At 57.5% G+C, this 13,864-nt stretch carries 11 protein-coding genes and 1 tRNA gene; 7 read left to right on the forward strand and 5 right to left on the reverse strand.

All coding sequences use genetic code 11. From position 1 onward, the window contains the following. Positions 1–20 precede the first annotated feature (20 nt). The 3 genes from LDN12_RS06005 to LDN12_RS06015 all read left to right on the forward strand — a co-directional run bounded on the left by LDN12_RS06005 (position 21) and on the right by LDN12_RS06015 (position 1,636). On the forward strand, positions 21–623 hold the full coding sequence (locus LDN12_RS06005) for a hypothetical protein (protein WP_223921771.1): 603 nt from the start codon (positions 21–23) through the stop codon (positions 621–623). A 286-nt stretch (positions 624–909) separates the two neighbouring features. Beyond that, positions 910–1,146 carry a hypothetical protein gene (locus tag LDN12_RS06010; RefSeq protein ID WP_223921772.1) on the forward strand — a complete coding sequence of 79 codons (237 nt, stop codon included), beginning with the start codon at positions 910–912 and terminating at the stop codon, positions 1,144–1,146. Next, complete coding sequence (locus tag LDN12_RS06015) at positions 1,136–1,636, forward strand: JAB domain-containing protein (RefSeq protein WP_223921773.1); 501 nt, start codon at positions 1,136–1,138, stop codon at positions 1,634–1,636. Before LDN12_RS06010 ends, LDN12_RS06015 begins: the two co-directional genes overlap by 11 nt. A 505-nt stretch (positions 1,637–2,141) precedes the next feature. Here LDN12_RS06015 and LDN12_RS06020 read toward each other — a convergent pair. The 3 genes from LDN12_RS06020 to LDN12_RS06030 form a co-directional block, all read right to left on the reverse strand. Next, a tRNA-Arg gene (locus LDN12_RS06020) sits at positions 2,142–2,218 on the reverse strand. Positions 2,219–2,227: 9 nt separating this feature from the next. Then, the gene (locus LDN12_RS06025) at positions 2,228–2,995 is read right to left on the reverse strand and encodes an Ig-like domain-containing protein (RefSeq protein WP_223921774.1); all 768 of its coding nucleotides are present in this window, start codon (positions 2,993–2,995) and stop codon (positions 2,228–2,230) included. Between the two features lie 95 nt (positions 2,996–3,090). After that, positions 3,091–4,026 carry a tetratricopeptide repeat protein gene (locus tag LDN12_RS06030; RefSeq protein ID WP_223921775.1) on the reverse strand — a complete coding sequence of 312 codons (936 nt, stop codon included), beginning with the start codon at positions 4,024–4,026 and terminating at the stop codon, positions 3,091–3,093. 180 nt (positions 4,027–4,206) lie between these two features. Between LDN12_RS06030 and rsmD the strand changes: the two genes are divergently transcribed. The 4 genes from rsmD (at position 4,207) to LDN12_RS06050 (ending at position 6,716) form a co-directional block, all read left to right on the forward strand. Continuing rightward, on the forward strand, positions 4,207–4,770 hold the full coding sequence (gene rsmD, locus LDN12_RS06035; RefSeq protein WP_223921776.1) for a 16S rRNA (guanine(966)-N(2))-methyltransferase RsmD: 564 nt from the start codon (positions 4,207–4,209) through the stop codon (positions 4,768–4,770). Then, complete coding sequence (coaD, locus tag LDN12_RS06040; protein ID WP_223921777.1) at positions 4,767–5,252, forward strand: pantetheine-phosphate adenylyltransferase; 486 nt, start codon at positions 4,767–4,769, stop codon at positions 5,250–5,252. Before rsmD ends, coaD begins: the two co-directional genes overlap by 4 nt. 108 nt (positions 5,253–5,360) lie before the next feature. Then, positions 5,361–5,552 carry a DUF1858 domain-containing protein gene (locus tag LDN12_RS06045; RefSeq protein WP_223921778.1) on the forward strand — a complete coding sequence of 64 codons (192 nt, stop codon included), beginning with the start codon at positions 5,361–5,363 and terminating at the stop codon, positions 5,550–5,552. 51 nt (positions 5,553–5,603) lie between these two features. Then, positions 5,604–6,716, forward strand: coding sequence for a PilZ-like domain-containing protein (locus LDN12_RS06050; protein WP_223921779.1), 1,113 nt, complete (start codon positions 5,604–5,606; stop codon positions 6,714–6,716). Positions 6,717–6,800: 84 nt separating this feature from the next. On the opposite strand, the gene recB is transcribed toward LDN12_RS06050, so the two are convergent. After that, positions 6,801–10,409: an exodeoxyribonuclease V subunit beta gene (gene recB, locus LDN12_RS06055; RefSeq protein WP_223921780.1), complete on the reverse strand. Its 3,609-nt coding sequence runs from the start codon at positions 10,407–10,409 to the stop codon at positions 6,801–6,803. Beyond that, complete coding sequence (gene recC, locus LDN12_RS06060) at positions 10,406–13,636, reverse strand: exodeoxyribonuclease V subunit gamma (protein WP_223921781.1); 3,231 nt, start codon at positions 13,634–13,636, stop codon at positions 10,406–10,408. The genes recB and recC overlap by 4 nt, the downstream gene beginning before the upstream one ends. Positions 13,637–13,864: the final 228 nt, after the last annotated feature.

Genomic DNA, 13,864 nt, shown 5'->3' on the forward strand with positions numbered 1-13,864 from the left:
GATTAGAAAATGGAGCAACAATGAAAGTACCATTTAGGCAACAAACTTCTGATTATGACTGCGTGCCGACCACGATAATAAATGCGTTGAGCTATCTATTTGACAGGAGAGAAATTCCACCATTCATTGTCCGACAAATTTATAAGGAGTGTCTGGACATCAAAGCCTACCGTGGGACATCAAGTCGCGCGATTCAGGATCTAGGTTTTTGGCTTAGCCACTATAAGGAAAAAAATTTCAATAATTTTGTTATTGAGTCGGAATTCATCACCGGCAACCAAGTGCATTTCCAGCAACAGAGCAAGATCGTTCGGTGCATTAATTCAAATGGCGCGGCATTGTTGTGTGTACAGCTGAACCGGGATACCTGGCATTACATACTTGGCCTTCGATTTGAAGAAGGGTGGCTATATTGCTATGATCCTTTGCCCCGCTCCAAGAGGTTTATCGGTACTGATGCCGTACAATTTATCTCGGCAACCGGACAAGCCCCAAACTTAAGAATTCATTTAGACTGGCTAGATAAGAAAATCAAAAAAATAATAAATGCTGACGAGTACAAGTATGTTTTGGGTTGCACCAATGAGCGAGAATGCCTCCTGCTAAGGAAAATTAGCGTATAGCCCCTCGCCGTAGAGCCGCTGCTGTTTCAACGGCAACTTTTTGTTTCTAACCCGCTTTACAAGCCGTTCTCCCAGCTTTTCAACTTTTCCCACACGACATATGAGTGGCCACCAGGAATTTATTGGTTCCGTAGTTGGTCATCAGCAAAAGTTTGAAAAATATCAGTGACTGATTTTGTGCCCAAATCAAGCATAAACAGTCGTACGGCACGGTTGCGCCTTGAACGACATTAATTTGATCCTGTAGCGAGAAGTCCTATTCACAAAAAATGTAAGGAGGTGATCCATGAGTTTAAAGCTCTCTCCGGAAGGGCAGATCGACCGCAGAATATTGCAGGCTGTTGCGGCAGCAATCAGAAGCATTGAAACATTAACAGGGACAATCGAGGAATACGACATCGGCGTAGATGACGCCGAACTGCTTGCTTCGGCCTTGGGCGATCTCTGGTCAATCCTGGAAACCAACGGCTGTACCACCGACTTTAATTCCAACCGGCTCAGGAGGACAAACCGTGACAATTGACAACTTATTCGGCCAGGAACAGGCCCCGGCAAAATCCAGAAAACTCAAGCTCAAGCAAATCAGGGCGGTGTATGAAACCCTGGTCATTAAGGAAGAGGTCAACAGCTATCTCCAGCCATTCACCAGGTACAGCAGCCCGGATCAGGTCTTTGCCACATTCGGCTTCCTGCGGCAGGAAACTAAGGAATATTTCTTTGCCATCCACCTGGACGGCAAAAATCGTATCTGCTGCGTTGACGAAGTATCGGTCGGTTCCCTGAACCAAAGCATCGTCCACCCACGGGAAGTGTTCAAAACGGCCCTGCTGTCATCGGCATCGGCCATCATCCTGCTTCACAACCATCCGACCGGCGACCCAACACCAAGCAGGGAAGATATCGAGATAACAAAGCGGTTACGGGAGGTGGGCGAGATTATTGGGGTGCGGGTGCTCGATCACATCATCATCGGCGACAGTTATAAATCATTCGTAAGCTACGGCCTGCTGTAGCCAACATCATAACTTTGCAAATATCGAAAGGAGCCTACGCTATGATATTCAATCTAGGGCAGATAATCTTAACCAGAAGCGTACATGACTTGATGACCGAGAACCCCGAATTTGCCACTCACATATATACATCATTGAATCGGCATATGGCAGGAGATTGGGGGGAAATAGGCGCGGCGGACAAATTGGCAAATGAATCAGCACTGTTGGATGGGGAGCGATTATTCTCAGCCTATACGCGGGAGGGATTGACGCCGGTATGGATAATAACGGAATGGGACCGGTCGGTGACGACGGTATTGTTCCCTGATGAATATTAATGTCAGCTTAATTTATGAGTTGTGTTTATAGCGTATTAAAAAATAGAGGAATGTTTCATGCTATTTCATATGGGGCCAATCAATTTTTTTAAAGTTGATAAAATAAAACGGCAACAAAACGGCAACAGTATCCGATATCAACATGAAAATGACTTGGTTCTATTAGTGTAAGTTCCTGTAAATATTGGCGCGCCCGGAGAGATTCGAACTCCCGACAACCTGGTTCGAAGCCAGGGACTCTATCCGGCTGAGCTACGGGCGCATACTGCGGTTATCGCAACAATACCGACATGGCGATGGTTGCCGAAGGTATCGGGGTTCCGACAGAGTCAAAAACCTGGGGATTCAGCACCGAAAAGCCGCTTGGGGAGACGGTCACTCCTGAGGGGACAACACAGTTCACGATCATGAAGTTGCCGGTGCCGAAGCTGTTCAGGGTTACGTTGGCGAATGTTATTTGGGAAGAGCTGAAATCGGCGATCAAAAGACTGCCTATGGCCCCTCCAATAGAGGTCACCGAACCCGACGCGTCGGTGCCGGAGAGAACAGCCGGCACAACCCCCGACGGCAGATTGATGGTGAGTATCGCCCCCCCCGCAAGGGTGTTTGCGGGCAGGCTCGGTATGCTCAGGGTGAGGGTGGCATTGGCCGGGCCTGTTATGGAACCATTCACCGCCACGGAAACTGCACTGGAAGTTGTGGAGTTGTTTGCGGCGTCGTATGCTTTGGCCGTGAGGCTATAGGTCCCAGCCGACAGAGACGAGGTGTCCCAGCTAAACGTGTAGGGAGAGGTCGTCGCTGTGGTCTGCAATATCCCGCCAACATAGAACTCGACCTTGCTTACGCCGACGTTGTCGCTCGCACTGGCCGTAATCGCAACGGTTCCGCTTACCGACGAGTTACTGGCCGGAGCGCTGATGGATACACTTGGCGGCGTAGTATCTGCCGTTGTTCCCCCGCCTCCACCACCTCCGCCGCAACCGAAGATTGTCGCAACCAGAAGAGCGAGAAGCGAGCGTATAAAATAGCGAAGTGTCATAGTCGTATCCTCCATGACTATAAGGTATCATATTTCGCAATAGTAGCAACAGCACAAGGAGGATTGCCCGTTTTACCGCCCGTGGGAATGGCGTGTTATTTCCCGTAACGCTCGATGAAGCCCTGCACCTGGCGGGCTGTCTCGCTGGTCCGGTCCAACTCGAGGTAGCGGCGCCACGCCTCCAGCGCTCTTCCCATACGGTTCAGATCGAAGGCATTGACGTAGCCGACATTATAAAGGCTTTCAAGGTTGTTGGGCGCTATTTTGAGCGCCTTCTCGAAATTCGCCAGGGCTCGTGTAAAATCGCCCAACTGGCGATACATGGCCCCCTGGTCGTTGAGCACATCGGCATCTTCGGGTGAGAGTGCCAGTGCCCGGTCATAGGCCTCGATGGCCTGTTGCGGCTGGTCGCCGTCGTAATAGGCATTTCCCAAGTCACGCCAGGCAGCCTGACTATCCGGTTCCGTTTGCGTCTTTTGGAGCGCTCCGGAGATACGGGCTCGGATGTCTTCGGATATTTGGCGCGTGTCCGTCTTCGTTGCGTCGCTGCTGTCCGGCGCTTCCACCTCCTCGTCCGGGACCGCCTCGTTTTCAAATGAGGGACACACCTTTTGGGCCGCCAGATCCAGGGTAGAGCCGGGGAAAATGGCAGCCAGCGGGCCGCCGCCTTTCATTCTGGCCAATCTTTTCCCGTCCGGTCCGATGATGTCGATAAGTTGCAGAACGTCGGACTGTTCGCTACAGTCGATTTCATAGTATTCCAGGTGGAGCCGATACAGCTTTTCACCATATTCGGTGGCGGCGAGTTTGCGTTGCGGTTCGCCCAGGGGGGTAAACCGCAGCCACACGGTAACCCTGCCCAGCGGGGTCAGCTTCAACGAATCCATGTCGAGAGCGACATCATGGTGCGTGGTACGGGTCAGCGGGCGCCATTGGACGGCCGGGGCACTTCCCGGCACAACAACTCCCATGAAGGCTGCCAGCATCATGAGACCCACGAAACGGCATGTTGTTGTTCGTCCTGTTTTCACGTGAATTTCCCAACATTTTCAAGGATAAGGCCGACTGCGCTATTGTACTGGAGCATGGTTTGTTTTCAACTGTTTTTTCTTCGGCAACTCATTTTTGCCTGGAGTGCTTCCGGCTTGACGCCTATACTGTTTTAAGGTAGTTTCCGGCAGATAGAGTATACGGGAAAGGCGACGCCGGAGATGCGTGTAATTGCGGGAAGTGTGCGGGGGATGAGGCTTGCGGCGCCCCGGGGGATGCAGACGCGTCCAACAGCCGACCGGGTCCGGGAAGCACTTTTCAGCATCATTACGAGCCGCCGCGAACTGGGTCAAGCGCAGGTTCTTGATATCTGCGCGGGGACCGGGAGTCTTGGGATCGAAGCCCTGAGCCGGGGAGCCGGTTTTGGGTGTTTTGTGGAACAGGAGCGGCGCGTACTGGTTGTTCTGGAGAAGAATCTGGAGGCCACCGGATTCACCGCCAAGTCGCAGATTCTTGCCGTTGATTGTCTCAAGGCCTTGCGGCTTCTTGCAGCCCAGGGACGCCGCTTTGACGTGGTGTTCTTTGACCCTCCCTATGCCTCGGCTCTTTACACCACCGTGCCGGAGGCCGTGGGCGGCCTGTCCCTGCTGGCGGATGATGGGCTCCTGATCGTAGAGTGCGCAGCACGTAACCCTTTGCCGGAGCGGGTGGGAACACTTATCAGGGTTGACCGCCGGGTCTACGGTGACACGGCGCTGGAGTTTTTGACACTGGAGGGTGCATGAAGAAGATCGCAGTCTATCCTGGTTCCTTTGATCCCATTACCTATGGTCATCTGGATATCATAAACCGCGGATTGAAGATTTTTGATGAGGTGGTGGTGGCGGTGGCTGCCAATTCCCAGAAAAATCCCCTGTTTTCAATCGACGAGCGAGTCAGTCTGATCCGCGCCGTGTTCAAGGATGAACGGCGGGTGGTGGTTGACACCTTCAGCGGCCTTCTGATAGATTATGTATCCTCGCGACAAGCACATGTGATCATCAGGGGGCTTCGCGCCATATCGGACTTTGAGTACGAATTCCAGATCGCCCAGATGAACAGCACGATCGGTCAGGGCGTGGAGACGCTGTTCATGATGACTTCCCTCCAATATGGGTATCTTTCTTCCTCCATCGTCAAGGAGGTCTGCCTGCTGAATGGAAATATTGACCGGTTTGTTCCTCCAGAGGTAAAGTCCGCCCTGAAGACGAAATTCGGACTCGAGTGAACGGCCGCCAACGGGGCGGTGCCGAACGGAACCAAAACGTGCAACGAAGCAGAACTCTCCCGGCGCTCAAGAGCCCATCTTTTTTTGCCGGCAAGCGAGGTGCATACCATGATCACACGAGACATGATTATCGCCGACATTATCAGGCAACACCCTGAAACACTTCCGGTATTCCAGCGCTACCATCTTGACTGCTACGAATGCCAGATCGCCGACCTCGAAACCATCGAACACGGCGCCGGCGTTCACAAGGTCGGTATCGTCGAACTGCTCGAAGCGTTGAACAACTCTCTGGAATGACATCCCAGCTGAAGAGCGCCGGCAGGTTGTTCCCCTTGGTGATTTTGCTCCATGAATGATTTCGACATTTACGCCAATTATTTTTCCGTCGGCATGAAGGTCGTCGTCGGCATCCCCCTGGCGAATGCCGGGGTGTTCCGCGACGGGGCCATAATCCACGAGATCGACGAGGATTTCGTCTCCCTCCAGCTTTCCCGCGACCAATTACCCCTCAACGTTTCGCTCCATGTGGGCCAGATCCTCGACCTGCGAGGCGGCAAGGATGACAGCGGCTACAGTTGCCGGGCCATCATCGTTGCCGAAGGCCCTGCCCGTGAAATACTCCTCCGCCTGATCGGCGAAATAGTCTCCGACGAATTACGCGAATTTTACCGCATCGATGCCTTTTTGCCGCTCAAGTATTATATCTCCTTTGAGCAGAACGTGGATACGCTCAAGCGGGAGTGGATGGAGCGCCGCGAGCAGCGGCAAGCCGCAGATGCCGAACGCAGGCAAAAACGCTGGGACAGCAGTCTAGTCCTGGGCAGTGCGGAGCTTCCGCCGGAACGGCGGCTTGAACAAACAGAGGAAGACGATGGGGAGGACGTAGACGAGGACAAAGAGTTGGACGAGGAGTTGGTTGAGGAACAGAGCGACCCTTGGGACACTATTATTCCGCTGGCTGCCAATATCAGCGGTGGTGGCGTGCGCATCATAACCCACCAGGAGTTTGAAAGCGGCGTCTATGTGCTGCTGGAAATACTGGTTCCCATGCCGCGCCGTATCGTAGATATTGTGGCGCGAGTCATCACTGCCAACCGCAACTATGCTGCCGGCAAGGATCGGGAATACTTCAATACCGGCCTGCAGTTCGTTTTTATCGACGAACGGGACCGGGACGCCATCATCAATCACATCTCCAATGTCCAGCTCAAACGGATACGCCAGTTGCGCGAACAATTCATCTTTCGGGACGGCCCCTCTGCCGGGAACGAAGAACAGAAGGCGGCGCCCCTGCTTAACTGGGCCACCATCGGAAGGCGGCTTGGCTATACCCTTGTTTTCCTGATGATCACGCTGTTCATCTTTAATTATTTCAGACACTATGCCAAGGATCATCCCAAAAATGAGATTGAGGAGATATTCGAGGGGGGGATCAAGAAGTATCTGGAGAAATTCAAATAAGTTTTTTGACCCTGTATCGAAGGTGAACGAGCCCGGGCGGATAACGTCCGGGCTCGTTCGTTTTGCGACAAGCGGGCTGATCACCTAAACATTATGTTTCATGGCTGTCTCACCGCTCGCTAACAGCAGTTCGCCTGCCCGGCGGATGAATGCGGACGAGGGTTTATCACGGTAAATGCCGTATTGGGCCGATACTGGCGAAACCCCTCGCAGAAAGACGTAGATGGCACCGCCGCAATGGGTGTCGTAGTCGTATTCCGGTAAGTGCAGGCGCAGTATCCGGTCCAGGGCCAACGTGTAGAGGTGGTATTGGAGGACGTAGGAGTGTCGTGCCATCGACTCCCTGAGACCGGCAGGGCCGTATTCCTCCCGCCGATAGCCCAGGTGGTTGGATTTCCAATCGATGATGTAGTAGCGACCGTTATGCTCGAAGACCATGTCCATAAACCCTTGCAGCATGCCGCGCACCTGTTTGAAGCTGAGTTCGTTCAGGGTCCGGCTGAAATCGCCGTGCACTTGTTGGTCGAGTTGACCGTCGAAGAGCGCCCTGAGCGCGTCGGGTGAGAGTTGCCTGATTGGCAGGAAAAATTCCATTTCCGCTCGCCACGATCCGGGCTGCAGGCGGGAGAGGCAAAAGTCCGGGTCGTCAGGAAGGAGAGCTGTCCGGGTCACATCCGTAACCATGGCGCTGACCGCCGGAAGCCAATCCTGGCTGTAACCGTTGGCTCGCAGTCGTTCGGCCGCAGCCCGGGTGATGTCCGCTTGCTCCATCCGGGCATAGTCCAACCGCTCGAAGATCTCGTGCAGACAGGTCCCTGAGGCGGCACCACGGGGAAAATCGAAGATGCCGCCACGTTCGCGCTCGAGGAGCTCATCATTTCCCGTTTCCGTAGCGGCGCCGACAACCAGGGTGTCGTAATCCTGGGGTTGTAGATGGCGCTCCAACCCACCTGCCAGAGAACTGAAGCTGGAGACCCGCCAATCGGTAAGGATACTGGTGGTGAACGGGGGGCAGACCAGAGGCCGGTCGTCCTCTGTTGGTGGACGGTACGCGGGCGTTGGTTCGGGTGGCGGCATGATCTCGGAGTTAATGCCGGACGCCGCCTCTTCAAGCTCCCGTAGCGCCGCCAGGACAGCGGCATCGTCCAACTCCTTCAACGGTGGCGAGCCGAGACCGTGGATCAGGCGGAACAGGGGTGAGGCGTCGGCCTGGCTGATGGCGCCCCAGACGACGTAGCAGCGGAATTCGGCACGGGTAAGGGCGACGTAAAGCAGGCGTGCAGCCTCCCCATCCCGCTCGCGGCAGGCCGCCTGTCTGTGCTCCTGTTGCTGGCTGGAGCCGAGGTCGAGAGTCAGGTGGCCAGCCGCGTCATGAAAGATCACCTGTTCGGGGCCGTTTGCCGGAACGTCCCAGACAAAGGGGAGAAAGACGAGAGGATACTGGAGCCCTTTACTGGCATGAATGGTTGCGATCCTGACGGCATTGTCGTCCGTTTCCAGGCGCAGCAGGGCGGTCTCGTCAGAGGTTATGCCGGTTATGCGTTGTTCCAGCCAGGCTATCAGGGATTCGATGGCGTCGTCACCCTCTTGAGCGAACCCGTGAAGCAGTTCCACGCAGTGGAGCAGGTTGGTCAGACGCCGCTCGCCGTCGGGCAGGCAGAGCAGCCGTTCCCGTACCCCGCAGCCATCCAGGAGGAACGAGGCCAGGGACATGATGCCGCCGGAATGGTACGCCTCCCGCAGGCCGTGGAAAGACTCCAGCCACCGTTCCCATTTCCAACCATCCTCCTGCGCCGCGACCACCATGTCTACGTTGAGTCCCCCCAATCCCCCCAGAAGCGCCTCTGTTACCAGGGGTTCCCGGTATGGCTCGGCGGCTGCCCTTAGTATGCGCAGCAGGTCGAGGGCTTCAGGGGTCTCGAAGATGGTCATGTTGCCCTGCTGTACCGATGGGATGCCTCGAGTTGTCAGTGCTTCCTGGATCAAGTTGGCTTGGGTGTGGGTGCGCACCAGTACGGCGATATCGCCGGGGAGGAGGTTCCGCTCCTCTCCGGCGTTGCGCAGCAGGTACGGTCCCGCCAGCAAACGGGCAATCTCTGCGGCTACAGCGGCTGCAATCGGCCCACGGGCTTCCCCCTTGGCGGGAACTTTTTCCGCCAAGCGTGGGTAGATCCAGAAGCGCAGTGGCGCGGTGTCGGGCCGCCCGTCGACCAGCAACCCGTCATGGGGATCGCGGCCCGATTTGACCGGTCCATGACCAATGGCACCGCAGAGGAAGGGATCGTCCGCCCTGAAAACGGTGTTGACCGCCTGGACCAGGGCCGCCGTCGAGCGGCGGTTGGTGTCCAGTCCCCAGCGCATGGCATCGTCCACGGAACGGGCCGCCTCCAGGTACGCGAAGAGGTCGGCCCCGCGAAAACTGTAGATAGCTTGTTTAGGGTCACCGATCAGGTAGAGGGGGTATGGCGCAATCTTTGTCGAGCCGCTTGACACCTGCTTCCCATTCAGCCCCGCCAAGCGTCCGAAGATGCGCCACTGCAAAGGGTCCGTATCCTGGAACTCGTCGATCAGGGCCGCATGGTAGCGTTCCCGCAGCTTGGAGGCCAGTTGGTCGCCGCCGTCCCCTTCCAGCGCCCGGTGCAGGTCCAGCAGCAGGTCGTCGTAACTGCGCACGTTGCGCAACCTCTTCCGGCGGGGCAGTTCTTCCAGCAGCCAGGCGTGAAACCGGGACAGCAGGTGAGCCCATTCCTCGCCAAAGGCATGATCGGCCTCATGGCAAGCCTCGTACAGACGCTGGCAGAGCACGAAGAACGGATGACAAGGAACTTCGTTCCCTTTGGTGGTTTTTTTCTCAAGGTGCTCACTGGTGAAGAGCAACAACCTGTCGCAGCTTAGGGAAGGCAAACCGTCAAACCAGGCATCCAGCAGGGCAGCCGCGGCCTCGATTTGGGCCGGTTTGTAACTGGCCTGATGGAGGCCGGGACGTTTCAGCATGGTGAGGATGCCATCCCGCTCCTCCTTCCAGATGGGGAGCGCTTGGCGAAACAATTCGTCGCGCCGTGCGGCGACAGTGTTGAAAACCGTGCCTTTTGTCTCGGGCACGATATGCAGGCCCGGCGTCTGCACATGCCCTCTGAAGGGCGTCAGGAGCGATTCCGGGGTGAGCCCCTCCGCCACCAGTCGTTCCAGAAAGGCGTCCTTGCGGCCCAGGAGGGCGGTACGCCAGAAATCGTCGGCCGCCTCCTGCACCAACGCCGATTGGTCGGCCGTCATGTCGGTGTCGAACAGGGAGCCGCTTTCAAAGGCGTTCTCCGCCAGCGCGCGTTGGCAGAAGCCGTGGATGGTGAAGATGGCCGCATCGTCGAAAGAGTAGAGTGCCCTGGTAAGCAAGCGGACCGCCCGGTCCCGTTTGCGGCAGCGTTTCAGCAGTAACGCTTCCAGTTCGTCCCGCGCCTTGATGCCTGCGGTGAACAACTCCAGCGTTGTTGCGATACGTTGGCGGATACGGTCGCGCAGTTCGGCCGTGGCGGCCTTGGTATAGGTTACCACGAGGATGTTTTCGGGGCGTAGTTCGCCCTCCAGCAGCAACCGGATGTAGAGTGCCGCAATAGTCCAGGTCTTGCCGGTGCCGGCACTGGCTTCGATCAGATTGAGGCCGGACAGGCCGATGTCTCCGGGGGTGAGCGGCTTCATGGTGCACCCTCCCGAGCCACCGTCAGGAACGGCCCGAAAACCCTTTCGGCAAGCTGTTCAAAGGTGTCCTCAAGCGGGTTGTTACGCCCGAAACAGAACGTGAAGGCCGGGTCGGCCGACTCCGGCTTCAGTCGGCTGAAGGGGGCACCGAACCAGCTTCGTTGCGCCTCCTGCTGTCCCTTTTTCAGAAAACTGTAGGAGGTTTCGGGGAAGAAGGGAAGGGGGCAGCGCAACCCACTGCCGTAGATATCGAGCAAGTCTTCCAGCAAGCGGGCCGCATCCTCCAGAGGTGGTAGGGAGAGCATGCTGTCGCGGCATACCAGGAGACTTTCCCGCGGGTAACCGTGGGCCGGAGCGCAGCAGAGCGCCAAGTGCTCGATCCAGAGGGCAAGCCGGTCCCTGGATCTGAGGCGAGCGCAACGGTAGCGAAGCAGGCGTTCACGACGGATGCCATTCATGGTCCCGGAAAGTTTGAATGCGCCCAACTCCAGGGAGAACGGCAGGGGGGCCAGGTGGTCGGCGAGATGAGGGGCAAGCCGGTCACGAAAGCCCCGCGCCTCGTCCAGTGCCCTGTCGAATGCAACCTGCCCGGCAGCCAGCGGCGGTAGCCGGGAAGCGGCACGGGCTGCGGTATAGAGTCCCCGGCAATCATTTCCTTCGAGCAAAAGCGCTACCATCTCCTGTTTCAGGTTGAATCCCGTCAGTCCGTCCAGACTGAAGGCTTCCCGCTCTTCGGCCTCGCTGCCGGGCCTGACGGGGCGTATTCCCAGGCGTAGAGCCAGGAAATAGGCAGCCGGATTGGTGAAGAAGCGGATCAGGTCGTCCAACTCCACTTCGCGCCAAGTGCCGTCCGGTTCCGGCAATTCCCCTGCTATGAAGGGGAGAGACCGGCGGCCGGCGGTTCGCCTGGTTTCCAGTGCCTTGCAGGTGCCCTGCGCATAGCTGAACAGTGCCCCATCCCCTTTGGAGTTGAAATAGGCAGGGTTGAAGCCTTGCAGGCGATGGTGTGTCGCCACAGCCGGAGGGCGTTGTTCGCCACCTGAACCATCGGTCACGAACCCCATCTTGACGTAGTCCAGCAGTTCACTGACCGCTACCGAGGGAGGAAGTTCGCTGTTGTCCCGCTCGCTTTGGCCGGTATAACTGATGTAGAGGCGTTCCGTGGCCGACATGAGAGCCTCAAGAAATAGGTAGCGGTCTTCGTCCCGGAGCGACCGGTCGCCGCGACGGCGCTTGCCGGCCAGCAGGCTGAAGCCAGGCGAGCGTTTGACCCGTGGAAAGACACCGTCATTCATGCCGGTCAGGCACACCACCCGGAACGGGATGCTGCGCATGGGGAGCATGGCGCAAAAGGTGACGCGGCCCCCCAGAAAACCGTAGGAGGCCCCCGGCCGGTCGAGTAGGGTCGTGAGGTGGTCGGTCAGGGCCTCCGGGTCGAGGGTTGTGGAAAAACCGCTCTTTTCCTGCATGTCCTTGAGCTGCCCAAAAGCCTCGTGCAGCGGTTTGAGGCCGGTATCCGCTGCTTCGACCGGACTGAGCAGGCTGTCGGCAACCGACGCGAGACACTCCGCCCACTCCACCAGAGTGTGCGGGCGTCCCAGAAGGGCGGCGGCCTCGCGGACTGAACCCATGAACCCGGCCAGTTTGCCCAGGGCCGTGGCACGGGTCCCCTCGATACCGGGGTAGGGGAGCATTTCCCCAAAGAGCCGGTTATGGTCGGGGACCATGGCATAGCCCAAGAACATTCGGTCCAACGCAGTCTGCCAACTGTTCTCGGCAAAGGGGGGGAAACCGAGGGAAGAGCGGTGGTCCCGGTCCAGCCCCCAGCGGACGCCGCTATCGCGCAGCCATGAACGGATATCCTGTAACTCGTCGGAAGTCAGGGAAAAACGTGCCATTACGTGGGGCGATTCCAGCAATTCCAGTACCCGGTTAATACCGAAGCGGCTGGAGGGGAGGGCCAGGATGCGCAGGAAGGTCTCGATGGCCGGGTTGTCCCGTCGCTGGCTCTGATCGGCAATGGTGTAGGGGATCGCAGGCCTGTCTCCGCTGCCTGCGCCGAACACGGCCGAGATGTAAGGAGCATAGGTTTCGATGTCCGGTGTCATTACCACGACCTGGCGCGGCTCCAGGCTGGGCAGTTCCTGAAACATGGCCAGCAGGTTGTCGTAGAGTACTTCCATCTCGCGCATGGGGTTGTGGCAGCTATTGACCCGGATGGAGTTGTCGTTGGCCGCGACGATACCTTTTTCCGCGTTTCCGGAACTCCTGTCGCGCAGTTCCAGAATATCTGCCTGGATCAGGGACAAGAGACTGGCACCCGTCGGCAGGGTAACCCCTTCGTCCATGTTCTCCGTGTCGGCGCCGCTGTCGAGAAGCATGGAGAAGAACTCCTGCCCCAGGGTGCCCAAGGAGGAAAGGAGCGGGTTTCCGGTCTCGAAATATTCATCGGCATCGACCGGCAACTCCGGGCGGAGCAGCAGGTCAGCCTGCCGTTTGCGCGAGATGATGTCGCCCCAATACTCGCCGCAGGGGTTGAGCAGGTAGAACCGCACATCGGCGATCCGGGTCAGAAGCGAGATCGCTTCCAGGTGGAAGGGGGGCAGGTAGGAGATGCCGAACAGGTTGAAGCGTCCCGGCAAACGCCCCGCGGGGATGGGACCGGCTGCTAACCGCTCTCTGAACCGGCGCAGGAGCGCTGCACGGTGTTGTCCGGGAAACTCAAATGATACAGCCCTCCAGAGCTGGGGCTGCCAGTTGTCACCGTCGCCTCGGTCCCAGGCCAAAAGCGCTTCGGGGCGGAAGATGGTGTACTGGTCGAAGGTATCGGCAATTGTGCGGGAGAGTTGCAACAAAGCCCGGCTGTCCCGGCGTCCGGAGCAGTAGCGGCGTAGCGGCTCGAATCCCGGCCGATCCAGCAACTCCGGCAAGGCCGCCATGATCCGCCAGGCCATGACGTCGGGTGCAAAGGGGGAGGGTGAGGTGATGTCGGGCAATACGGCGCGGAAGATCTCCTCCAATTGCTCGTTGGGGAAGGGGAAACGCAGGTTGGCGGAGATTCCGTTCAGGCGCGCCAGTTCCATGGCGATCCAGCGCGCCATGCCGGAACTCTGCACCACCACCGTTTCAGGAGCCAGGGGAGAACCGGTCTGCACGGCGAAATCAGCCGCCATGCGGCCAATGAGGCGTTGCAGGGAACTGCTTGTGATGACGTTAAGGATGCCCATGACGCCAAACTATACCGAAAATGGCAGGACAAACAAGGGGGAAGTGGAGGCAAGGCCAGGCCACCCTCCACAAGAAAGGCATTGCCGCCGTCACGGCTGGCATGCTATACGTAGATAACACCTGAACCACAGGGGACATTCCTGTGGTTTTTGTTTTACGCGCCCCGATCAACAGATTGCGGGCGTTAGTGAGAGCATGTGCCCTCCATTCCGGTTGGCTCGGTATCG

The sequence above is a fragment of the Geobacter sp. AOG2 genome, assembly GCF_019972295.1.
In the GTDB taxonomy this organism is placed as follows: domain Bacteria; phylum Desulfobacterota; class Desulfuromonadia; order Geobacterales; family Pseudopelobacteraceae; genus Oryzomonas.

Bases quoted from the DNA above. Each gene is read 5' to 3' on its own strand.
- coaD (WP_223921777.1), top strand. From the start codon at position 4,767: ATGAAGAAGATCGCAGTCTATCCTGGTTCCTTTGATCCCATTACCTAT.
- LDN12_RS06010 (WP_223921772.1), top strand. From the start codon at position 910: ATGAGTTTAAAGCTCTCTCCGGAAGGGCAGATCGACCGCAGAATATTG.
- recC (WP_223921781.1), bottom strand. From the start codon at position 13,636: ATGGGCATCCTTAACGTCATCACAAGCAGTTCCCTGCAACGCCTCATT.
- LDN12_RS06045 (WP_223921778.1), top strand. From the start codon at position 5,361: ATGATCACACGAGACATGATTATCGCCGACATTATCAGGCAACACCCT.
- LDN12_RS06005 (WP_223921771.1), top strand. From the start codon at position 21: ATGAAAGTACCATTTAGGCAACAAACTTCTGATTATGACTGCGTGCCG.
- recB (WP_223921780.1), bottom strand. From the start codon at position 10,409: ATGAAGCCGCTCACCCCCGGAGACATCGGCCTGTCCGGCCTCAATCTG.
- rsmD (WP_223921776.1), top strand. From the start codon at position 4,207: ATGCGTGTAATTGCGGGAAGTGTGCGGGGGATGAGGCTTGCGGCGCCC.
- LDN12_RS06050 (WP_223921779.1), top strand. From the start codon at position 5,604: ATGAATGATTTCGACATTTACGCCAATTATTTTTCCGTCGGCATGAAG.
- LDN12_RS06025 (WP_223921774.1), bottom strand. From the start codon at position 2,995: ATGACACTTCGCTATTTTATACGCTCGCTTCTCGCTCTTCTGGTTGCG.